Genomic DNA, 20,292 nt, shown 5'->3' on the forward strand with positions numbered 1-20,292 from the left:
GTGAGCGGACCGAAGAGGATCATCTGCGTCGCCGGAGCGCGGCCCAACTACATGAAGATCAAACCGGTGATGGACGCACTGGAGCGCCGCGGCGCCGAGGTGGTCCTGGTCCACACCGGCCAGCACTACGACGCGTCCATGAACGACGTGTTCTTCCGCGACCTCGGCATCCGGCCCCCCGACCGGTACCTGGGCGCCGGCTCCGGCACCCACGCCGAACAGACCGGCCGGGTGATGGCCGCCTTCGAGCCGCTGGTCGGTGAACTGGCCCCGGACGCCGTGGTGGTGGTCGGCGACATCAACTCCACGCTGGCCTGCGCCCTGGTCACCGCGAAGGCCGGCCCGCTGCTCGCCCACGTGGAAGCGGGGCTGCGCAGCCGCGACTGGAGCATGCCCGAGGAGGTCAACCGGGTCGCCACGGACCGGCTCAGCGACTACCTGCTGGCCCCCTCGCCCGACGCCGTCGCGAACCTGCGGGCCGAGGGCTACCGCGAGGACCAGATCCACCTCGTCGGCAACGTCATGATCGACACGCTGCTGGCCAACCTGCAGCGGGCCAGGCAGTCGGACGTCCTCGACCGCCACGGCCTGACCCGCGGCGGATACGGCCTCGTCACCCTGCACCGGCCGGCCAACGTGGACGACCCGGAAGCCCTGCGCGGCCTGCTCAAGGCCCTCGGCGAGATCGCCGACCGGTGCCCGCTGCTGCTGCCCGTGCACCCGCGGGCCGCCGCGCAGCTGGCCGAACTGGGCGTACCCGGCGGCATCAAGCTCGTACCGGCCGCCGGATACCTCGACTTCATCGCCCTGCAGGACGCCGCCCGCCTGGTGCTCACCGACTCCGGCGGCATCCAGGAGGAGACCACCGCACTGGGCGTGCCCTGCGTGACCCTGCGCGAGAACACCGAGCGCCCCATCACCGTGGAGCAGGGGACCAACGTCCTCGCGGGCACGGATCCGGACCGCGTCCTGGCCACCGTGAACCGGGTGCTCGACGATCCGCCCCCGCCCCGCTGCCCCGAACTCTGGGACGGCCGGGCGAGCGACCGCATCGCCGCGGTCCTGCTGGACGGCGGGAGCGGGCACACCCGGCCCCGGCCCACCGACCTCGTCCCGCAGTAGTCCGTCCCACCACAGCAGCCAGGCAGTTCAGAGAAGGGGAAGACCATGGATCTCGCCGAAATCTGGCGGGTCATGCGCAGGCGCTGGTACGTGCTGATACCAGGACTGGTGATCACGGCGGCGCTGGCCGCCGCCGTGTACTTCCTCGTCCCGGTGAAGTACCAGTCGCAGAGCACGGTGACCCTCCTGAACTCGGAGAAGGCCACGAAGGCCTTCGACGGCAACCCCTTCCTGAGCACCCAGACCTCCCTCACCGGGATGGCCGACGCCCTGGCCCGCAACCTGAACTCCGACGGGGCCGTCGCCGACCTGAAGGCCCTCGGCGTCACCGGCACGCCCGAAGCGAAGATCGCCGACAACGCCCTGGGGCCGTTCATGTGGCTGACCGTCACCGGAACCGATCCCGCGGCCGTCCTCACGTCGGACCAGATCTTCACCGAGTACGCGGAGAAGAGGCTGAAGGAGTTCCAGACCCAGCAGTCGGTGGCCCCCGATGCCATGATCAGGATGGACACGATCGTGCCCCCCCAGCAGCCGGAGGCCCAGACCAAGTCCCGGATCCAGTTCCTCGTCATGGCGGGCGCACTGGGCTTTGTGCTCAGCCTGGTCGCGACCTTCTTCGTGGAGGCCCGCAAACGTCCCCGGGGCCCCGGCAGGCACCGGCCCGACCAGGCCGAGGAGCCGGGAGACGGGGCCGGTGACGGAGGCGGCGCAGGGGAAGCCGGACCGGCCGCGGACGATTCCCGCGACCCGTCGGACACCCTGCAGATGAAGGTCCACCGTCCGGCGGCCGGCGCCCCGGCCGGGCCCAAGTGACGGGCTCCGGAGCGACCGGCTCCGTCACGGACGGGCAGAACGCCCCTCCGCCCCCCGCGCTGGGGCGCAAGGTCGGCGTCGCGGCCAGGTGGAGCCTGGTCAACACGGTCGTGATGCGCCTCGGCAACTTCGCCACCGGGATCGTCCTCGCCCGCTTCTTCCTCGGGCCCGAGGCCTGGGGCGTGTACGGCATCGCCCAGACGGTCCTGCTGGTCCTGCTCTCCGCCAACGAACTCGGCGTATCGCTCGCCATCGTGCGCTGGGAGGGCGATCCGCGGCGCTTCGCCCCGACCGTCCTCACGCTGAGCGCGCTGTCCAGCTGCCTGCTCTACGCGGCGCTGTTCGCGGCGGCCCCGGCCGTCGCCGGCGTCCTCGGCTCACCCGAGGCCTCCGGGGTCCTGCGGGTGATGTGCCTGTGCGTGGTGATCGACGGGGTGGCACACGTGCCCGGGGGCTTCCTCACCCGCGAGTTCGCCCAGGGCAAGCGGATGATCATCGACGGACTCAACTTCGTCCTCAGCACCTCGGTGACGCTACTGCTGGCCTTCGAGGGCTGGGGCGCGATGAGCTTCGCCTGCGGAGCCGTGGCGGGGAACGTCGTGACGCTGATCGGCTGCGGGCTGGCCGCACCGGGCACCCTGAAATTCGGCTGGGACCGCGGACAGGCCAGGGCGCTGCTCAGGTTCGGGCTTCCGCTGGCAGGGGCGAGCATGCTGGCCCTGGCGGTGGTCAACGTCGACACCATGGTGGTGGGCGCGACGCTGGGCAACGTGTCCCTGGGCTTCTACGTACTCGCCTTCAACATCTCCGGCTGGCCCGTGCGGATCATCTCCGAGGCCGCACGCAGGGTCGCGTTCGCCGGGTTCTCCCGCCTGGCCGACTCGCCGCAGGCGCTCGCCCAGGGCTTCAGCCGGGCCCTGGGCGTGGTGATCACCGGCACCGTCCCGCTGTGCGTCCTGCTGGCCGGCTTCGCGGGGCCGGCGATCGAGCTGATCTACGGGAGCAAGTGGGCGCCCGCCGCCGCGGCCCTGCCCTGGCTGATGGCCCTCGGCCTGATCCGCATCGGCAGCGAACTCGCCTACGACTGCCTGGTCGCGATCGGACAGCGCCGGTCGCTCTTCCTGGTGCAGGGCCTGTGGCTGGTGGCCCTGATCCCGGTGCTGCTCGTCGGCGCCCGCCTGAACGGCATCGTCGGAGCCTCGCAGGCCCATGTCCTGGTCGCCGGCGGCCTGGTGGTGCCCGTCTTCCTCTACGCCCTCAGCCGCGGCGGCATCGGTGTCGGCTGGATCGCCAGGGCCTGCGCGTGGCCCTTCCTCGGCGGGGCCGTGATGGCCGCGCTCATCCTGGGCCTGGAGCACCGGTTCGGCGACGGCCTGCCCGCGCTCCTGGCCCTCGGCACGATCGCCCTGGCCGGCTACACCGTGTGCGTACTGCCCAGCCGCGGCTTCCTGCGCGGCGCCGACGCCGGCGACCGGCTCCACCGCGGCCGGCACCGGCCGTCCGCACAGGTGCCGGCCACCCGACAGGACTTGAGGTGAACCCGATGTCACGGCACATCAGCAGGAACCCGCTCGCGGGACTGCTCCTCGCGGCCTTACTCGCGGTCCTGAGCGTGGCCTGCTCGGGACCCGACCGGTCGTCCGCGCTGCCCGACTGCCCGGACGCCGCACGGACCTGCCCCCCGAGCGGCTCCCCGGCCGCACCGAGCGCGGGTCCGCCGACCGCGGACGTCCGGGCGACGGACAGCCCCACCGCCTCCGCGTCCCCGACGCAGAAGCCCACCGCGACGGCAGGCGCCGCCAGTCCGTCCGGCACACCCGCGGCCAAGACCGCCTGCGCCTCTCCCGGCGCCTGCGGGTTCCCCGACGCCTCCACCACCGGTCCGCGGATCCCCCTCACGCCCCACAAGACCGGGTACATGGCCGTCCGTGAGAACGGGCTCGTCATCCGCGGCTGGGACATCACCGGCTCGCTCGACATCTACGCGAACGACGTCACCGTCATCGACAGCAAGATCACCTCGGACAACTGGTGGGGCATCAACCTGCGTCCCGGCTTCAGCGGCCTGCGGGTCCTGCACTCCACCATCACGGCCGTCCCCGGCAAGGGCCCGGACAACGGCGGCGTGGACTACGCGGTGTCGAACATGGGGGGCAGCTCCATCGAGGTCGGCTGGTGCGACGTCTCGGTCTTCGGCGACGCCCTGGCCATGGGACAGGGCAACCTGCACGACAACTACGTCCACGACCTCGCCCCGTTCGTCAACCTGGGCGGCGAATGGCAGCACACGAACGCGGTGATCAGCGGCGGCGGCAACACCGGGGAGCTGATCATCCGCCACAACACCCTGCTGAACGCGACCAGTCTCACGCAGGGCGCCTCCGGGAGCATCGGCCTGTTCGCGGACACCGGGGTGGTCCGCAACGTCACCGTGGACGACAACTGGATCGCCGGCGGCGCGTACGCCCTCTACGGCGGCAGCACCGGAGCCACCGGGATCAAGGTCACCGACAACGTCTTCTCGACCCAGTACCACCCGCATTCCGGCGGCTACGGCGTGGTCGCCCACTGGAACCACGGCGGCGCCGGGAACGTGTGGCGGAACAACCGGATGTCCGACGGCCGCCCCATCCAGCCCGAGCCGGCCTCGTGAGCGGCCTCGTGCGCGGTGTCGTCCGCGGTGTCGTGCGGGCGCCCTGGACGCTGCTCAAGGCGGTGTTCGGCTGGCTGGTGCTCTTCGAGACCAGGAACAAGGTCCTCCTCGCCCCCACCGCGGTGCGGCTGCGCCGGATCGAGGACGCCGAGACCCGACGGCTGGCCGCCGGCCTGCCATCGCCGCCCTCGGCGCTGGTCGCCACGGTGATCGCCACCCACCGGCGCCCCGGGGAACTGCGTGCCGCGGTGCGCTCCGCCCTGGACCAGACCGTCCGCGACCAGGTCGTCATCGTGGTCGACGACGGCGCCGGACTGCCCGAACTCCCCGACGACCCCCGCCTGTTCGCCGTATCCCTCGCACACAACACCGGCGTGGCGGGCGTCGTGCGCAACATCGGCATCCGCCTCACCCGCTCGCGGTACGTGGCATTCCTCGACGACGACAACCAGTGGGAACCCGACCACCTGGAACGGACGCTGGCGGTCCTGGAGTCCCCGGGCGGGCCCGACGGCGTCTACACCGCGCTGCGCCGCGTCCTGCCCGACGGCAGCGAGCAGGACGTCCTGTCGGTCCCCTACGACCGCCGCCGCGCAGCCCGCCACGCCTTCCTGGACACCAACGCCTTCGTCGCCCGCCGCAACCGCTCCCTGCACTTCAGCCGTCTGCGCCGGACACCGGAGGTGCTGCCCCGCGAGGACTGGGAGCTGATCCGCCGGTACGGCCGCCGGCACCGCGTGCGCCACGTGCCACACCCCACCGTCCGCTACCTCATGAACCCGGCGAGCTTCTACACGCAATGGCAACAGTCCACTTGAAGCCCGCCACTCTTCCGCTCCGACCACAGGTGGTTGATCCGATGCCCCGATCCCGGGCCCTCCGAAACAAGTTCGTCGACGCACCCGGCTCACTGGGCGAACGACTGCGCACCGCCCGCTGGGAGCGATTCCAGCGCTGCTTCCCCGGCATCGAGAACATGCGCGTCGTGGACCTGGGCGGTACGGCCGAGATGTGGCTGCGCGCACCCGTGCGCGCCAAGCACGTCCACCTGGTCAACCTGGAGGAACACCCCGCCGAACTGCCCGACTGGATCACCGCGGAGAACGCCGACGTCACCGACCCCGCGGTCGCCGCCGAACTGAGCGAGCACGGCGGCTACGACCTGGTGTTCTCCAACTCGACCATCGAGCACGTCGGCGGCCACAGCCAGCGCAGGCGGTTCGTCGCCGCAGTCGAGCAACTGGCGCCGCTGCACTGGATCCAGACGCCCTACCGCTACTTCCCGGTCGAGCCGCACTTCGTCGCGCCCGGTTTCCAGTTCCTGCCGCTGGCCGCCAGGACGCGACTGGTACGGCACTGGCCGCTGGTCCACAGCCGTCCCGACAGCCCGGAGTCCGCCATGAACGCCGTGGTCAACATCGAGCTGCTGGGCCGCGCCGAAATGAGCTACCTGTTCCCCAAGTCGGTGCTCCTGAGCGAGCGGGTGCTCGGTGTCACGAAGTCGCTGACCGCCGTACGAACGGAGCGCGCATGCTGAACAACCTGATCAACCGACACGATGCGGACCGGCTGCTGCGCAAGGTGCGACGGCTGGAACTCGACCCGGTGCTCGCCAAGCTGCGGGTACGCGGCGGGGCGCGCGTGGTCCAGCACTGGTCGCAGGTCGACCCGTCGCTGACCGAGTGGTGGGCGATCCCGGCGGTCATCAAGCGCTGGAACCTGCTGATGACCGGCGACGCCGACACCTCCTTCCCCCAGTACGTGGCGGCAGAGCACTTCGCGCCGCGCACCGACCTGCGCGGCCTCTCCCTGGGGTGCGGCACCGGCGGGAACGAACTGCTCTGGGCAAAGACCGGCGCGTTCGGCCTCCTGGAGGGCGTGGACGTGGCGCAGCAGCGGATCGACTTCGCCACCCGGACCGCCGCCGAGGAGGGGCTCGCCGACGTCCTGCGCTTCCGGGTCACCGACGTCAACCGGATGACCAGCGACGGGGAACGCTTCGACGTGCTGCTGGGCCTGCAGTCGCTCCACCACTTCGACAACCTCGGCGAGACCCTGCCGAGGCTGTCCCAGCTGATCGAGCCCGGCGGGACGTTCGTGATCGACGAGTTCGTCGGCCCCACCCGGTTCCAGTGGACCGACGCCCAGCTGGACGCGGCGAACGCGCTGCTGGCCCGGCTCCCCGAGGAGCGGCGGCGCCTGGCCGACGGCCGGATCAAGCGCCGCGTCGTGCGGCCCAGCAGGCTCTCGATGGTGCTGGACGACCCCTCGGAGGCGGTCGACGCCGCCGCGCTGCTGCCCGGCCTGCGACGCCACTTCGAGGTCGTCGAGGAACGGCCGTACGGGGGCACGGTGCTCCACATCGCCTTCTCCGGCATCGCGCACAACTTCCGGGACCAGCAGCCCGAGACGCTGGAGCTGCTGGAGCAGTGCTTCGCCGCCGAGGACGCGGCGCTCCCGGAGGTGGGGCACGACTTCATCGCCATGGTCTGCCGACCGCGGAGCGCTCATGAGCGCAATTGACGTCACCGGCAGACCGGACAGGCCCGCCGGAAGGCAGGACGGTGGATCGAGGCTCCCCTCTCTGACGGGGCTCCGGTTCGTCGCCGCGTTCCTCGTCTTCTGCTTCCACGTCTCGATATCGGGGCTCCTGGCTCCGTCGTCGACGCAGCATGCGTTCGCCCGCATGGCGGGCGCCGGAGCCGTGGGCGTCTCGTTCTTCTTCATCCTCAGCGGCTTCGTCCTGACCTGGTCGGCACGGCAAGGAGACCCCGCTCGTGCCTTCTGGCGGCGTCGCGCGGCGAAGATCTACCCGAACTATGTCCTGGCCTTCGCCATCTCCGTCGTCGGCCTGTACGCGACCGGCCACGCCGTCGGGTTCCTCGTCGGAGCGTCGAACCTGGCTCTCCTCCAGGCGTGGTGGCCGGACCCGGCCGTCTACTTCGGCGCGAACTCGGTCAGTTGGTCGCTCGCCTGCGAGGCGTTCTTCTACGCCCTCTTCCCGGCGCTGCTGCCCGTGTTGCGCCGCATCCGACCGGAGCGGCTGTGGGCGAGCGCCGCGGCGTGCGCGGCGGCCGTGTTCGCGGTGCCCGTGGTGGCGGTGCTGCTGCCCGCCGAGCGGCACTACTGGTTCGTCTACATCTTCCCGCCGGTCCGCCTGCTGGAGTTCGTGCTCGGGATCCTGATGGCGCTGGTCGTCAAGAGCGGGCGATGGCCGCGGATCCCCGTGTGGTCCGTCGCGGTACTTCTCGTCGTCGCCTACGCCGTGACGCCGTACTTCCCGCCGGACGCGGAAACGTCGGCCGTCACCGTGATCCCGTTCGCGCTGCTCATCCCCGCCGTGGCCGTCGCCGACATCGAGGGGAAGGCGAGTGTGTGGCGGACCCGGACCGCGGTGTGGCTGGGAGAGATCTCCTTCGCCTTCTACCTGATCCATCAGTCCGTGATCGTGGATCTGATGCGGGGGCTCGACGCCCAGGGTTCGCCGCCGGCACAGGCCTGGACGCTCACCATCGGAGCGCTCGCCCTCTCCGTGGCGCTCGCGGGGCTCATGCACCGGTTCGTGGAGGTGCCCGTGATGCGGCGACTGGGACGCCGCAGAACGCGCCCCTGATCACGGCCCCGGCGTGGCGCGCAGGGCGCCCGGCCGGGCGAGCGCGGCGGCGGCCGCTCGGCTGGCCGGTCGGCCGAGCGCGGCGCGCGATGTCTCCCGGAGCAGGACAGCGGTCCGGAAGGCGGCCGTGGCGAGGGGGCCGTGCCGGCGCCCGTACAGGCGGACGCGGTTGAGGGTGAGGAGAGTCCACAGCCGGGGCGACACCTGGGAGTCGCCCCCCAGGTGAACGGCCTCGGCCGTCGGCTCCAACTGCGTGACGTACCCCCGGTCCCGGGCACGCAGGCAGTACTCGGTCTCCTCGGAGTAGAGGAAGAAGGACTCGTCCCACGGGCCGCAGGCGGCCAGGCAGTCCGCGGAGAGCGCCATCAGCGCCCCGGTCGCCCAGTCCGCGGACGTGGGCCGCCCGTACGCGGACGGGTCGGTGACCAGTTCGCTCAGGTGGGGGAAGCGCCCGGCCCGGCGGTTGCCGATGACGGCCTCACCGAGGGCGCGCGTCACGCTCGACTCCCGGCGCAGCGAGTGCAGGAGGGTGCGGCCGTCCTCCTCGTACAGCAGCGGCACGCTGATCCCGACGCGGCCGCCGTCGCCCGCGGGCGCGCCGAGCCCGTCCACCAGCAGTTTGGCGCAGCCCCGCCGCATCCGGATGTCCGGATTGCAGACGAGGGCGGCCCGCGGTCCGTCCTCCCAGTCGGAGGCGGCCCCGAGGGCGGCGTTCACCCCGGCCGCGTAACCGGCGTTGCGCCCGGTCTGGACGATCGTCGCGTCCGGGGCCAGCGAGCGGATCACGTCCACGGTGTCGTCGGCCGAATCGTTGTCGGCGACGACGAGCCGCCAGTCGAGCCCCGTCATGGCCTCCGGCAGGGAGGTGAGGAACTCCGGGAGCACCTCGGCGCTGTTCCAGGTGACGACGACGACCGCTACGGGACCGGTACCGCCGGCCGGACGGCGGGAGGCTGGACTGTCGAACCGCATGAGGACTCCATGGTCAGGGGCTTCGGCGCCGCGCGCCGGATGAAGCCGAGGCAACTGCCTCCGGCGGCGATCGTCAGGAAGAACATCCCCGCGAACATCGGGAAGCTGAGGGCGTCGAACGTGGCGCTGCTGACCAGGGCGACGAGGGCGGAGGCGAAGAACGCCTGCCCGAGCTCCCGGTCGGACTCGTCCCGGGCCAGCCGGCGGATGGCGCCGCCCTGGTGGATCCCGGTCAGGAAGAGGGCCACGAGGGCGATCAGCCCCAGGAAGCCCATCTCCGCCAGCGTCAGCATGTACTGGTTGTCGGTGAAGAAGTAGAGCTCGGGGATGAAGGTCCCCAGACCCTGCCCGAACAGGGGCCGCCCCTCCAGATAGGGGACGATCGCGCTGTACTTGACCGTACGGGCCTGGGTGCTGCTGTCGGAGTTGGCCAGGAAGGACCCGAACAGGGTGGTGATGGTCCCGATCAGCCCGGGGACGATCACCTTGAAGCAGGCCACCGAACCCAGCAGCAGACCGATCGCGGTCCACCGGCGCTGCGGCTTCCACCGCGGCACCATCACCAGCACCACGATCAGCGCCCCGATGATCGACGTGCGCGACACCGTCAGCGGCAGCGAGCCGCCCACCAGCACCACCGGCAGCCAGCGGCGCCACCACTTCAGGTGAGCCCGCACCGGATCGAAGGCCTGCTGGATGGCGAACGGCAGCAGCAGGGCGAGCATCCCGCCGAACTCCAGGGGGTGCGCCGTGGTGGAGCGCGGGCGGGTGAAGGCGCCGCGGTCCATGGCGGCGAGCTGGGGGACGCTCGACGAGAGCCCGGGGATGCTGATCTGGTCGGCGATGTTCGTGGCGGCGAAGAAGTCGTAGTAGCCGATGGCGGCCACCACCGACGCCATCACCACGGCCCGGCGCAGCAGCGTGTCGAGCCGGGCCCGCTCCTGGATCGCCGCGGAGACCAGCACCACCAGGGACACCCACACCAGCAGCCCGATCAGTCCGCGGTCCGCCCCGAGGACCTCCTTGCGGGAGGCGCCCCGGGTCGCGTTCGCCAGGTACGCGGCCAGCACCGCGACCGCCAGCAGGAGCATCACCACCCGGGGCAGCCGGGTGCCCGGGGCGGGCCGGATCCGGCCGGTGATCCACGCGGCCAGGTACCAGAACAGGCCCAGCAGCGCGAACACGTTGGCCGGAGTGCCCACCCCGCCCATCCCCGGCAGCGTCATGTTCGAGGGGATGAAGAAGGCCAGCGCCAGATAGCCGGTGAGCAGCGTGACCGCGTCCAGCTGACGCCCCCGGGCACGCCTGCGCGCACGCCACGCGCGCACCGCGCCGGCGGACCCGTTCGCGCGCCTGCGGCGCACCGCCACGGCCAGGGTCTCGGTCACGAAGGACAGCGCGAACCCGGCCGTGGTGCAGAGGATGAGGACGCTCAGCACCTGCTGGTAGCGGGTCTTGAGCTGGGGCCGCGGGATCTGCGGCAGCACCACGGGCGTGGTCTGCACGAAGAACGCGGGCTCGACCTTCGCCGCCGCCTGGAGCGCGCCCAGCTGCTCCCCGGCGAAGTTGGTGAGGATGGTGGTCTCCCGGAGGACCTTCTCCCGGTCGGTACCCGTGACGGTCAGCGTCAGCATCGGGCCCGAGGCGCCGGCGGCGAAGGAGACCGTGTACGGGTCCGTCACCCCGAGGCCGTGCAGGTCCCGGGCCGCGTCCGCCCCCGACAGGGTCCTGATCAGCACGTCCGCGGTCACCACCAGCGTGCCGCCCGCGTTGGCGATGGGATTGCCGAACGAGGGGGCCAGCTCGGCCACCGCCTTGGAGTCGGTCAGCGCCACCGAGCTCTGCGACTGGTACGACACCGGCACCGACCGGTACAGGTGGCCGGCCGCGAGCACGCCGATCAGCACCATCGGCACCATCACGTACCAGCGCCGCCTCAGCACCGCGAGGATTTCACCGATGGTCACGAACGCTCCCGAGCCGTACCGGATTTGATGGCGCGCCGACACGTGTCCTGACAGGATCGATCACGACGTGGGGAACGGAAGGAATCGTGTGTCGCCTGGTGAGCTGGTTCGCGCGCTGCGTCGGCGCTGGTACGTCCTGGTCGTGGCGATGGCGCTGGCGGCCGCCGGAGCCCACCAGGTGCTGCGCCCCAGCCCGACGTACCTGAGCTCGGCGATCGTCGTGCTCAAACCGCCCGTGACCGGCACCCAGCCGAACCAGTACGCCAACCTGCAGCCGCCGCTCGCCGCCGTCTCCTACGCGGCCGTACGACAGCTGGAGTCGCCCGCCGGAGCGGCCGAGCTCCGCGCCGCGGGGGTCAGCGGCACCTACCGCCTGATCCCCCGCAACAGCGGGACCAGCGTGACCCCGCGCTATCTGATCCCCTCCCTGCAGATCCAGGCCGAGCAGTCCGGGCCGGCCGCCGCGGACGCGACCGTGGCGAAGATCATCGAGCTCTACACGAAGCACCTGACGGACCTGCAGACGAAGCAGGGCATACCCGATGCGGCGCGGATGAGCGTGACCCTCCTGGTGCCGCCGAACTCCGTGGCGCAGACCGGCACGAAGAGCCGCGGGCTGGCGGGGCTGGCCCTGCTGGCCGTTGCCGTGGGAGTACCGGCGGCCCTGTGGGCCGACCAGCTGCTCGCCCGCCGGTCCCGACGGGCGAGCAGCTGACTGGAACAGACGGGTCATCAGATCCCTCGGCGCTTCCAGGACCGCCACCACAGCCACTCGCGCCCCCGGTCGGCGACCGCGGAGAGCACCAGCGGCTGGAGGTACGGCATCACCCGCGCCCCGATCCGCCGCCGCGTGCGCAGCGCCCGGTACTCGCCGAGCCCGGTGTAGCCGCCGGGCAGGCACTCGGCGGCGAACGCCACGAGCTCGTCCACCGGAACCACCCCGGTACGGCCCCGGTCGTAGGCCCGGTAGGCACGCCGCAGCGCGTACCGGGCCAGCCGGGTGCGGGCGGAGAGGGACAGCCGGTCGGCGTCCGGGAGCAGCCCGCCGCACTTCTCCAGCACCGAGTCGAAGGCGACGAGGCGCTGGCGCAGGTCGTCGAGCTGCCCGCCGAACTCCGTGGTGGACATGTTGTTGCCGTGGACGCGGTAGAACGCCTGGTCGGCGCCGCTGACGTAGCCGACGTCGGCGTGGGCCGCGAGCCGCATCCACATCTCGATGTCACCGGCGTGCGGGAGCTCGGGATCGTAGCCCCCGACCTTGCGCTGGAGACTCGTACGCACCACCACCTCCGGCGAGGTGATGCAGCCCGTGCCCTCCCGGAAACGGCGTTCCAGCCACCAGTGGCCGGGGTAGACCACCGACCCGGTGGACCGGGTGCGGGCGGCGGGCAGCGGGCCGCCGTGCCGGAAGCGCAGCGGCCTGCCGTAGGCGAAGCCCGCCTCGGGGTGCGCGTCGAGCAGGGCGGCGGCGCGCACCAGCGCCCCGGGGACCAGCCGGTCGTCCGCCGAGAGGAGCGCGACGTAGTCACCGTCGGCCCACTCCAGCAGACCCTCGTTGTAGGTGGCGATGTGGCCCCGGTTCTGCTCGTGGACCCGCACCTCGATCCGCGGGTCCTTCGCCGCCAGGGCCCGCGCCACCTCCGCGGAGTCGTCGGGCGAGGCGTCGTCGATGATCAGGACTCGGACGTCGACGCCCTCCTGCTCGTCCAGGGCGCTCCTGACGCAGTCCGCCAGGAAATGCCCGTACTTGTAGCAGGGGATCACCACGCTGACCGTGCTCACTGGCCGGACACCTCCGAGGCGGCGGCCGACTCGGCGAGCGCGGGCGGGGTCGTGGTGAAGACCGGTCCGACCCAGTAGTTCACGGAGCCGAAGGTGTTGTTGGGGAAGGCGGTCGACGCGCCGTACTTGTACAGGCCGTTGGCCCCGCCCGTGCCGTCGGCCGGGGCGACCAGCGGGTAGGAGCGGTGCGCCGTGGCGAAGTAGCCCCCGTCCACCGAGTAGTTGCCGTTCGGGGCGTGGTAGGAGGCCACGTACGTGGTCCCCGCGGTGATCGGCACGGGGGTGGCGAACTTGAGCTGCTGCCAGCCGGTCAGGGTTTCGCTGCCGAAGGTGCCGGTGGCCAGCAGCGTGCCGTCGGCGGCCCACAGGCTGCCGGTGTGGGTACCGGAGTTGTTCGGCCCCTTGTAGAAGGTGACGCCGGTGATGTAGCCGTTCACCGCCGACTGGAAGCGGGTGCCCAGCTCCACCGAGTTGGGGTCGTTGCCCACGTTGGCGGTGCTCGGGGTCGTCGTGCCGGTCCACAGCGTGCAGGGGCAGTTGACCGTCGGCGGTGTCGTACTGGTGGTGAAGTTCCATGTCACCGGCGCGGCCATGGCATTGCCCCACAGGTCGGAGGCCTGCACGGACGCCGTGTAGGTGGTGCTCAGCGCGAGCTCGCCGGCCGGGGTGAAGGTGGCGCTGTTCGACGCGCCGAGCACCTTGGTGCCCGGTACGGAGTTGCCCCCGGAGTCCTTCAGGGTGAACACCAGCGTGTCCGCGTCGACGGCCCCGCTGAAGGTGGCCGTCACCGACGTGGTGATCGGGGTCCCGGTCGCCGCGGACTGCGGCGAGATCGAGGTGACCGTGGGTGGCGTCGTGCTGGCCGTCGCGGTGTCCAGGACCGCGTCCACCCAGTAGTTGCTGCCGTTGGACGCGTTGTTCGGGAAGCCGCCCGTGGTGGTGTAGCGGTAGACGCCGTTGCCGCCGTCGGTGCCGCTCTTCAGCGCGGTGAGCGGGGCCAGACCAGCGCCGGACGAGGCGAAGGTGGGGTCGTAGGAGTAGCCGCCGTTGGGTGCGAAGTAGGAGGCGATGTAGGTGGTGTTGGGCTTGACCGGCACCGGGGAGGAGAAGTTCAGCTGCTGCCAGCCGGACGCCGTCTCGTTGGTGAAGGTGCCGGTGGCCAGGCGCTGGCCGCTGCTGGTCCACAGGCTGCCGGTGTGGGTGCCGGTGTTGAAGGGGGACTTGTAGAACCGGATGCCCGTGATGGAGCCGGGCACCGACGAGCGGATCTTCACACCGAGTTCGACGGAGCCGCCGTCACCGCCGTTGACCGTACCGGGCACGGTCGCGGCCGGCCATACGGTGCACGGGCACTGCTGGGGCCCGACGGTCAGCGGCACCGTGGTGGTGGCGCCGATGTTCACGCTGTCGTCCACCGCGCGCACCTTGATCTGGGCCGCGCCCAGGGCGGTGGGCGTCCACGTGTACGTCCAGGAGCCGACGCCCGTCGTCGCCTTCCAGGTGGTCCCGCCGTCGGTGGAGACCTCCACGCGGGCCACCACGCCGCCGCCGGTGTCCGCCGCCGTTCCCTTGATGGTCACGGGCTTCAGGGCCGGCACGGTGGCGTTCGCCGCCGGGGTGGTGACGGTGACGGCGGGGCCGACGGTGTCGGTCGAGGCCGTCGCGGCGACCAGGTTGCTCTGCAGGGACTTCGGCTGGGCGCCCATGTCGGCGAAGATGTTGACCGTGGCCTGCTGCATCCGCTTGTCCTCGGTGACCACGGCGTCGTCCGGATTGCCGGTGGGCATGTTCGTCAGACCCCAGGACCACTGGACCGTACCCGAGCCAAACACCAGGGCGTTCGAGGTCTGGTCACGGAAGGCGACCAGGCTGTGCGTCGCGGTGCCGTTGCCGTAGTTGTTGCCGTAGTCGAGGCGGTACTTGCCGTCGTTGATGTCCACGGTGGTGGACGACAGCTGGATCTGGCCGGGCGGCCGGTAGCCGTCCTCCACGTCGCTGTCCCACTCGTAGCCGAGGGTGCCGACCGGGAACGTGGCGGTCTGGGAGGGCGTCAGGTTCGCGACGGTGGTGTTCCGCCACAGCCGCATCTTCGCGAAGGCGCCCGGCACGGTGATCGCGTCGGAGCGGGAGCCGTTCACGCTGAACAGCGAGCCGGTCAGCTGGTTCTGCGGCTGGTAGGTCCGCCCGTTGGTGCCGCTGGCCGGGTCCATGAAAGTACCCGTCCAGATCCCGCTCGGGTCGGGCACGCCGTTCGGAACGGGGAAGGACAGCTTGGTCTCCTTGTAGCAGACCAGTGTCCGGTTGGCGGTGTTCGCGCCGTCGATGCTCGGGGCGAGGCGGGTCTTCCAGAAGATCTCGTTGCCCGCGAAGTACGTCTGGTGCTGCCCGGCGCGGCGCGCGTTCAGCGCGTTGGTGAACTGCTCCTGGGTCCAGTACTCGTCGTGCCCCGAGGACATGAACACCTTGTGGTTGCCCATCAGCGCGGCACCGCGGGTAGACATGTCGATTCCGGAGACGTAGCTCAGGTCATACCCGTTGCGCTCCAGCCACGCGATCATCTGGTACTCGGAGCCGTAGATCCCGTTCTCCCCGCCGATGTCCATCGGCCGGTTGTAACTGACCTCGTACGCCCGCCCGTCCGGCGCCGGCCCGGCGCCGTCGTACAGGTCCTGGCCGCCGTAGTTGTTGTACGCCTGCCAGGTCTGGTCGCTGGTCTGCACCACGATGTCGGAGTGGCTGGAGTCGTTGCGGACGACGAACGGGTAGGGCATCACCCCGTTGCCGTCCAGCTGGTCGAAGTTCACGATGTACAGGCCGGAGACGGCGTCGGCCGGCACGGTCCACGTCGCGGTGACGGGCCAGTTCCCGCAGTCGACCAGGCCCGTGGAGGCCTTGGTCGTACAGCTCTTGGGATTGCCGCCCGGCGCGAAGTTCGCCGGGTACGTCTGGGCCGCCTGGGCAGCGGTCGACATCAGGCGGGCCCCGTTGCCCCCGTAGTGGCCGAGCCGGTAGACCGAGACGCGGTACGCGGTCGGCGACTGGATCTTGAACTGCACCGTTTCGCCGGCCTGGACGCTGGACTGGGCGGGGAACCCCTTGATGTCGCCGTACGCGCCGGCCGCGAACCAGTCGGACATGGGAGTGCCCGGCTTGGAGTTCTCGCACACGATCGCGTTCGAACCGGGACCGCACGGGTCGGCCGCACTGGCCACCGTGGAGGGCGGCAGGACCGTGGCCATGAGGGCCGCGATCACGGTGAAGAGACCGTACCGGAGGAGCCTTCTCCGTCTGTTCATCTGAACCTCTTCTTGCGTCAGCGCAGCGCGCCCGCGAGCGCATCGACGACCCGCTGCTGTTGGGCAGCGGTGATCTGCGGGAAGAGCGGAAGGGACAGCATCCGTTCCGCGGCCCGCTCGGCGTGGGGGAAGTCGCCGCGGCCGTGACCGAGGTGACGGTAGGCGGGGGTGAGGTGCACGGGTGCCGGATAGTGCACGCCCGCGCCGATGCCCTCCGCATTGAGCTTGCCGACGACGGCGTCCCTGTCCGACGCCTCGTCGACCCGTACGACATACAGGTGCCACACGTGGACGTTGCCCTCCGCCGTCACCGGCAGGGTGACCCGTCCGGCGGCCGCGAGATCGGCCAGCAGGGCGTCGTACCGGGCGGCGGCGGCCCGGCGGGCCGCGTTCCCCTCGGCCAGCCGCGCCAGCTTCGCCCGCAGCACCACCGCCTGCAGACCGTCCAGCCGGCTGTTGAACCCGGCCACGTCGTGCCGGTACTTGGCGACGCCGCCGTGGTTGGCCAGCGCCCGCACCAGGGCCGCCGTCTCCGCGTCGTCGGTGACCACCGCGCCCGCGTCCCCGTACGCGCCCAGGTTCTTGCCTGGGTAGAAACTGGTCGCCGCGATCCCGCCGCTGCCGGGGGAGCGGCCCTCGCGGGTCGCGCCCTGGCTCTGCGCGGCGTCCTCGACGATCCGGACGTGCCCCGGCAGCCCCCCCGCCAGTGCGGCGGTGTCCGCGCACTGCCCGTACAGGTGGACCGGGACCACCGCGCGGGTGGCCTTCCCGACCGCGTCCAGCGCGGCCCCCGGGTCCATCAGCAGGGTGTCGGGGAGGCAGTCGACGAGCACCGGACGGGCCCCGATGCGGGCGGCGGCGCCCGCGGTGGCGATGAAGGTGTTCGCGGGCAGCACCACCTCGTCGCCCACCCCCACCCCGCTCGCGCGCAGGGCCAGTTCGAGGGCGTCGGTGCCGTTGGCTACGCCCACGCAGTGGCCGGCCCCGGCGAAGGAGGCGTACTCCCGCTCGAAGGCGGCGACCTCCTCACCGCCGATGAAGGCGGTGCCGGCCAGCACCCGGTCGAACCCTGCGCGCACTTCCTCCGCGACCTCGGCGTGCGCCGCCTTCAGGTCGACGAGCGGTATCTGGTTCATACGAGTGGACTCCCCATCCGTGTCTCCGGCCACCGGCCGGTCGCCTCGCCCCCATCGGCCCGCAGCTCGTCGAGGGCCGGGCCGCCCGCCGTCCGCAGCCGGCGGGCCGGACTGCCGGCCCACACCTCGCCGGGCGGCACATCGGCCAGGACCGTGCTTCCCATACCGGTCAGCGACCAGGCGCCGACCGTCGTGTACTCGCGGACCAGCGATCCCGCACCCACGTACGCACCCCGCCCCAGCCGCACCCCGCCGCCGAGGCGGACCCCCGAGGCGAGCGTGGCGAAGTCCCCGACGGCGTCGTCATGGGTGAGGACCACCTGCGGCATCACCGCCACATGGGATCCCACGCGGACGGCGGCGGTCAGCACGACCTGCGCGAGCAGCACCGACCCCACGCCGAGCATCGAGGAATCCGACACCACCGCCGTCGGGTGGACCACCGTCGCGTAGCGGTTCACCGGCAGCCCCATGCGCCGCACCAGGCGGGCCCGGACCGCGTAGTCGCGCGGACTGCCGACGCAGACCACCACCCGGGCGTCCCACAGCTCGTGCACCCGATCGCAGCCGCCCAGCACCGGTACGCCGTCCACCTCGCGGCCGTGCAGGGAATGGTCGTCGTCGAGGTACCCGAGGAGCCGCCAGCGCGGGGGCCGCCCCTGCGCCAGGTCCGCGGCGGCCACGTCCCGTACCGCCTGCGCCGTCTCCCGCGCGAAGCCGCCCGCGCCGACGATCAGCAGGTCCTCACTGTCCGGCCGGCCGCCGGCCCGCCGGGCGTTCATCCGCCCGCCCGTTCGCGGAGCACCGCCACCACCCGGTCCTGCTGGGCGTGCGTCATGGTGTGGAACAGCGGCAGGATCAGCGAGTCGCGGCTGATCCGCTCGGTCACCGGCAGCGGCGCCGAACCGTGTCCCGCGTACGCCGGCTCCAGGTGCGAGGCCATGATCCCGCGGCGGGCCGACACCCCGGCCTCGGCGAGCGCGGCCAGCAGCTCGTCCCGGCCGACCGGGAAGTCCTCGGCCGGCAGCACCCAGTACGACTGGAAGTTGCCCTGGCCGTACGCGGGATCCGCGACCGGGGTGAGGCCCGGGACCTCGGCCAGCAGCCGCGTGTAGCGGGCGGCAAGCGCCCGGCGCCGGGCCACGATCTCGTCCAGCTTGCCCAGCTGCACCAGGCCCACCGCGGCCTGGATGTCGGTCATCCGGTAGTTGTAGCCGACCTCCAGGTAGCTCTCGACGATCGGCTTGCCGCTCGCGTGCCGGTCCGCGGCCGACACGTTCATCCCGTGCTCGCGCAGCCGCCGCAGCCGCCGCGCCCACTCGGCGTCGTCCGTGGTCAGCATGCCGCCCTCGCCGGTGGTGATCACCTTGCGCGGGTGGAAGGACCAGGCCGCGAGCAGCGCCCCGTGGCCCACCGACTTGCCGCCGACGGTCGCGCCGATGCCGCAGGCCGCGTCCTCCACCAGAGCGAGGTCCCAGTCCGCGCAGGCCGCGCGCAGCGCGTGCACGTCCGCGGGCACCCCGCCCTGGTGGACGGCGAGCACCGCCTTGGTGCGGGGCGTGCGGACCGCGTCGACGGTGGCCGGGGTGAGGTTGCCGGTGGCCTCCTCCACGTCCGCGAACACCGGCCGCGCCCCCACGTAGCGCACCGCGTTGGCCGTGGCGATGAACGACAGGGAGGGTACGACCACCTCGTCGCCGGGCCCCAGCTCCAGCGCGATCAGCGCCAGGTGCAGGGCGGTGGTGCACGAGCTCACCGCGATGCCGTGCTCGGCGCCCACGCGCTCCGCGAAGGCCCGCTCGAACTCCGCGACCCGCGGCCCCTGTGCGACCCAGCCGGACAGCACCGCGTCGGCGGCGGCCCGCGCCTCCTCCTCACCCAGCCACGGCACCATGACGGGGATACGGTCCCCGGCGGCGCTCAACGGGTCTCCCCGCCGGAGGCGCCGGCGCGCTCGGCCCGCCACCAGTCCACGAGGTCCCGCAGCCCGGTCCGCAGGTCGATCTCCGCGGTGAACCCCAGCCGGCCCGTGGCCAGCGAGGTGTCGGCGAGCCGCCGGGTCACCCCGTTCACGGCGCGGGCCGGCCCGTGCACCGGCACCAGCCCGTCCGCGTCCATCGCCGCCAGCAGGCCGAGCGCGAGGTCGAGCAGGCTGGTCTCGGTGGAGCTCGCGATGTTGAACACCTCGTCGGTCAGATCCGACTCGGCCGCGAGCAGATTGGCCCGCGCGATGTCCCGGACGTCGACGAAGTCCATGGTCTGGGTGCCGTCACCGAGGATCAGCGGCGGCTCGCCCGCGGAGATCCGCTCCATCCAGCGGATCAGCACCTCCGTGTACAGCCCGTGGATGTCCATCCGGGGGCCGTAGACGTTGAAGTACCGCAGCGCGACGTAGTCCAGCCCGTACATGGCGTGGAAGCTGCGCAGCATCCCCTCGTTGAAGGCCTTCGCCGCGCCGTAGAAGGTGTCGTTGTTGTACGGGTGGTGGCGCTCGGTGGTCGGGAAGGCCTCCGCCAGGCCGTACACCGAGGCCGACGACGAGGCGATCACCTTGCCCACCCCGGCGGCGGCCGCCGCCTCCAGCACGTTGAACGTGCCGTCCACCAGCACCTCGTTCGCCAGGCGCGGTTCCTCCGCGCACTGGGTGATCCGGATGGCGGCCAGGTGGAACACCAGCTCGGCGCCGTCCGTGGCCTTGCGCACGGCGGCCACGTCGCGCACATCGCCCTCGACGACCTCCACCACACCGCTCGGCAGGGCGCGGGCCAGGTTGGAGGCGCGCCCCCGCACGAAGTTGTCGAGTACGACGACCTCGCGCGCCCCGTTGTCCACCAGGAGGTCCACCACGTGCGACCCGATGGTCCCCGCCCCTCCGGTGACCAGAATCCTCTTGCCTCGTACGCTGCTCAACGCCCCGCCCCCACTGATTCGTTCA

General features: G+C 71.8%; 17 protein-coding genes. 9 read left to right on the forward strand and 8 right to left on the reverse strand.

Translation table 11 applies throughout. The features are described 5' to 3' along the window. From wecB to AB0O21_RS12440, 8 genes are read left to right on the forward strand one after another with little or no spacing between them, the layout of a single operon-like run. The gene (gene wecB, locus AB0O21_RS12405; RefSeq protein WP_365169825.1) at positions 1 to 1,122 is read left to right on the forward strand and encodes a UDP-N-acetylglucosamine 2-epimerase (non-hydrolyzing); all 1,122 of its coding nucleotides are present in this window, start codon (positions 1 to 3) and stop codon (positions 1,120 to 1,122) included. A 45-nt stretch (positions 1,123 to 1,167) separates the two neighbouring features. Beyond that, on the forward strand, positions 1,168 to 1,938 hold the full coding sequence (locus AB0O21_RS12410) for a Wzz/FepE/Etk N-terminal domain-containing protein (RefSeq protein ID WP_365169827.1): 771 nt from the start codon (positions 1,168 to 1,170) through the stop codon (positions 1,936 to 1,938). Then, on the forward strand, positions 1,935 to 3,476 hold the full coding sequence (locus AB0O21_RS12415) for an oligosaccharide flippase family protein (RefSeq protein ID WP_365169830.1): 1,542 nt from the start codon (positions 1,935 to 1,937) through the stop codon (positions 3,474 to 3,476). Before AB0O21_RS12410 ends, AB0O21_RS12415 begins: the two co-directional genes overlap by 4 nt. 5 nt (positions 3,477 to 3,481) lie before the next feature. Continuing rightward, positions 3,482 to 4,591: a hypothetical protein gene (locus tag AB0O21_RS12420; RefSeq protein WP_365169833.1), complete on the forward strand. Its 1,110-nt coding sequence runs from the start codon at positions 3,482 to 3,484 to the stop codon at positions 4,589 to 4,591. Next, the gene (locus AB0O21_RS12425) at positions 4,588 to 5,409 is read left to right on the forward strand and encodes a glycosyltransferase family 2 protein (protein WP_365169836.1); all 822 of its coding nucleotides are present in this window, start codon (positions 4,588 to 4,590) and stop codon (positions 5,407 to 5,409) included. Before AB0O21_RS12420 ends, AB0O21_RS12425 begins: the two co-directional genes overlap by 4 nt. 41 nt (positions 5,410 to 5,450) lie before the next feature. Next, positions 5,451 to 6,128, forward strand: a complete 678-nt coding sequence (locus AB0O21_RS12430; RefSeq protein WP_365169839.1) for a class I SAM-dependent methyltransferase — start codon at positions 5,451 to 5,453, stop codon at positions 6,126 to 6,128. Beyond that, positions 6,122 to 7,114 (forward strand): class I SAM-dependent methyltransferase, encoded by a 993-nt coding sequence (locus AB0O21_RS12435; RefSeq protein ID WP_365169841.1) that lies wholly within the window; start codon positions 6,122 to 6,124, stop codon positions 7,112 to 7,114. Before AB0O21_RS12430 ends, AB0O21_RS12435 begins: the two co-directional genes overlap by 7 nt. Continuing rightward, complete coding sequence (locus tag AB0O21_RS12440) at positions 7,101 to 8,204, forward strand: acyltransferase (RefSeq protein ID WP_365169844.1); 1,104 nt, start codon at positions 7,101 to 7,103, stop codon at positions 8,202 to 8,204. The genes AB0O21_RS12435 and AB0O21_RS12440 overlap by 14 nt, the downstream gene beginning before the upstream one ends. Here the strand turns inward: AB0O21_RS12440 and AB0O21_RS12445 are convergent, their stop codons facing one another. Together AB0O21_RS12445 and AB0O21_RS12450 are read right to left on the reverse strand one after the other, a co-directional pair. Beyond that, positions 8,205 to 9,176: a glycosyltransferase family 2 protein gene (locus AB0O21_RS12445; protein WP_365169847.1), complete on the reverse strand. Its 972-nt coding sequence runs from the start codon at positions 9,174 to 9,176 to the stop codon at positions 8,205 to 8,207. Continuing rightward, the gene (locus AB0O21_RS12450; RefSeq protein ID WP_365169850.1) at positions 9,122 to 11,143 is read right to left on the reverse strand and encodes an O-antigen ligase family protein; all 2,022 of its coding nucleotides are present in this window, start codon (positions 11,141 to 11,143) and stop codon (positions 9,122 to 9,124) included. Before AB0O21_RS12450 ends, AB0O21_RS12445 begins: the two co-directional genes overlap by 55 nt. A gap of 88 nt (positions 11,144 to 11,231) precedes the next feature. On the opposite strand from AB0O21_RS12450, the gene AB0O21_RS12455 reads away from it, so the two are divergent. Continuing rightward, on the forward strand, positions 11,232 to 11,858 hold the full coding sequence (locus AB0O21_RS12455) for a hypothetical protein (RefSeq protein ID WP_365169852.1): 627 nt from the start codon (positions 11,232 to 11,234) through the stop codon (positions 11,856 to 11,858). Between the two features lie 17 nt (positions 11,859 to 11,875). Here the strand turns inward: AB0O21_RS12455 and AB0O21_RS12460 are convergent, their stop codons facing one another. From AB0O21_RS12460 to AB0O21_RS12485, 6 genes are read right to left on the reverse strand one after another with little or no spacing between them, the layout of a single operon-like run. Continuing rightward, a complete protein-coding gene (locus tag AB0O21_RS12460; protein WP_365169855.1) occupies positions 11,876 to 12,925 on the reverse strand; it encodes a glycosyltransferase in 1,050 nt (349 codons plus the stop codon). Next, a complete protein-coding gene (locus tag AB0O21_RS12465; RefSeq protein WP_365169858.1) occupies positions 12,922 to 16,221 on the reverse strand; it encodes a DUF4082 domain-containing protein in 3,300 nt (1,099 codons plus the stop codon). The genes AB0O21_RS12460 and AB0O21_RS12465 overlap by 4 nt, the downstream gene beginning before the upstream one ends. 17 nt (positions 16,222 to 16,238) lie before the next feature. After that, positions 16,239 to 17,357 carry a DegT/DnrJ/EryC1/StrS family aminotransferase gene (locus AB0O21_RS12470; protein WP_365169861.1) on the reverse strand — a complete coding sequence of 373 codons (1,119 nt, stop codon included), beginning with the start codon at positions 17,355 to 17,357 and terminating at the stop codon, positions 16,239 to 16,241. Then, positions 17,354 to 18,139: a NeuD/PglB/VioB family sugar acetyltransferase gene (locus tag AB0O21_RS12475; protein WP_365169864.1), complete on the reverse strand. Its 786-nt coding sequence runs from the start codon at positions 18,137 to 18,139 to the stop codon at positions 17,354 to 17,356. The genes AB0O21_RS12470 and AB0O21_RS12475 overlap by 4 nt, the downstream gene beginning before the upstream one ends. After that, the gene (locus AB0O21_RS12480) at positions 18,136 to 19,281 is read right to left on the reverse strand and encodes a DegT/DnrJ/EryC1/StrS family aminotransferase (protein ID WP_365169867.1); all 1,146 of its coding nucleotides are present in this window, start codon (positions 19,279 to 19,281) and stop codon (positions 18,136 to 18,138) included. The genes AB0O21_RS12475 and AB0O21_RS12480 overlap by 4 nt, the downstream gene beginning before the upstream one ends. Next, the gene (locus AB0O21_RS12485; RefSeq protein WP_365169870.1) at positions 19,278 to 20,267 is read right to left on the reverse strand and encodes an NAD-dependent epimerase/dehydratase family protein; all 990 of its coding nucleotides are present in this window, start codon (positions 20,265 to 20,267) and stop codon (positions 19,278 to 19,280) included. Before AB0O21_RS12485 ends, AB0O21_RS12480 begins: the two co-directional genes overlap by 4 nt. Positions 20,268 to 20,292: the final 25 nt, after the last annotated feature.

Source organism: Streptomyces sp. NPDC091371 (genome assembly GCF_040684275.1).
GTDB lineage: Bacteria > Actinomycetota > Actinomycetes > Streptomycetales > Streptomycetaceae > Streptomyces.

Coding starts and splice junctions, on each gene's coding strand:
- AB0O21_RS12440 (WP_365169844.1), top strand. CDS start 7,101: ATGAGCGCAATTGACGTCACCGGCAGACCGGACAGGCCCGCCGGAAGG.
- AB0O21_RS12420 (WP_365169833.1), top strand. CDS start 3,482: ATGTCACGGCACATCAGCAGGAACCCGCTCGCGGGACTGCTCCTCGCG.
- AB0O21_RS12470 (WP_365169861.1), bottom strand. CDS start 17,357: ATGAACCAGATACCGCTCGTCGACCTGAAGGCGGCGCACGCCGAGGTC.
- AB0O21_RS12435 (WP_365169841.1), top strand. CDS start 6,122: ATGCTGAACAACCTGATCAACCGACACGATGCGGACCGGCTGCTGCGC.
- AB0O21_RS12410 (WP_365169827.1), top strand. CDS start 1,168: ATGGATCTCGCCGAAATCTGGCGGGTCATGCGCAGGCGCTGGTACGTG.
- AB0O21_RS12465 (WP_365169858.1), bottom strand. CDS start 16,221: ATGAACAGACGGAGAAGGCTCCTCCGGTACGGTCTCTTCACCGTGATC.
- AB0O21_RS12430 (WP_365169839.1), top strand. CDS start 5,451: ATGCCCCGATCCCGGGCCCTCCGAAACAAGTTCGTCGACGCACCCGGC.
- AB0O21_RS12445 (WP_365169847.1), bottom strand. CDS start 9,176: ATGCGGTTCGACAGTCCAGCCTCCCGCCGTCCGGCCGGCGGTACCGGT.
- AB0O21_RS12475 (WP_365169864.1), bottom strand. CDS start 18,139: ATGAACGCCCGGCGGGCCGGCGGCCGGCCGGACAGTGAGGACCTGCTG.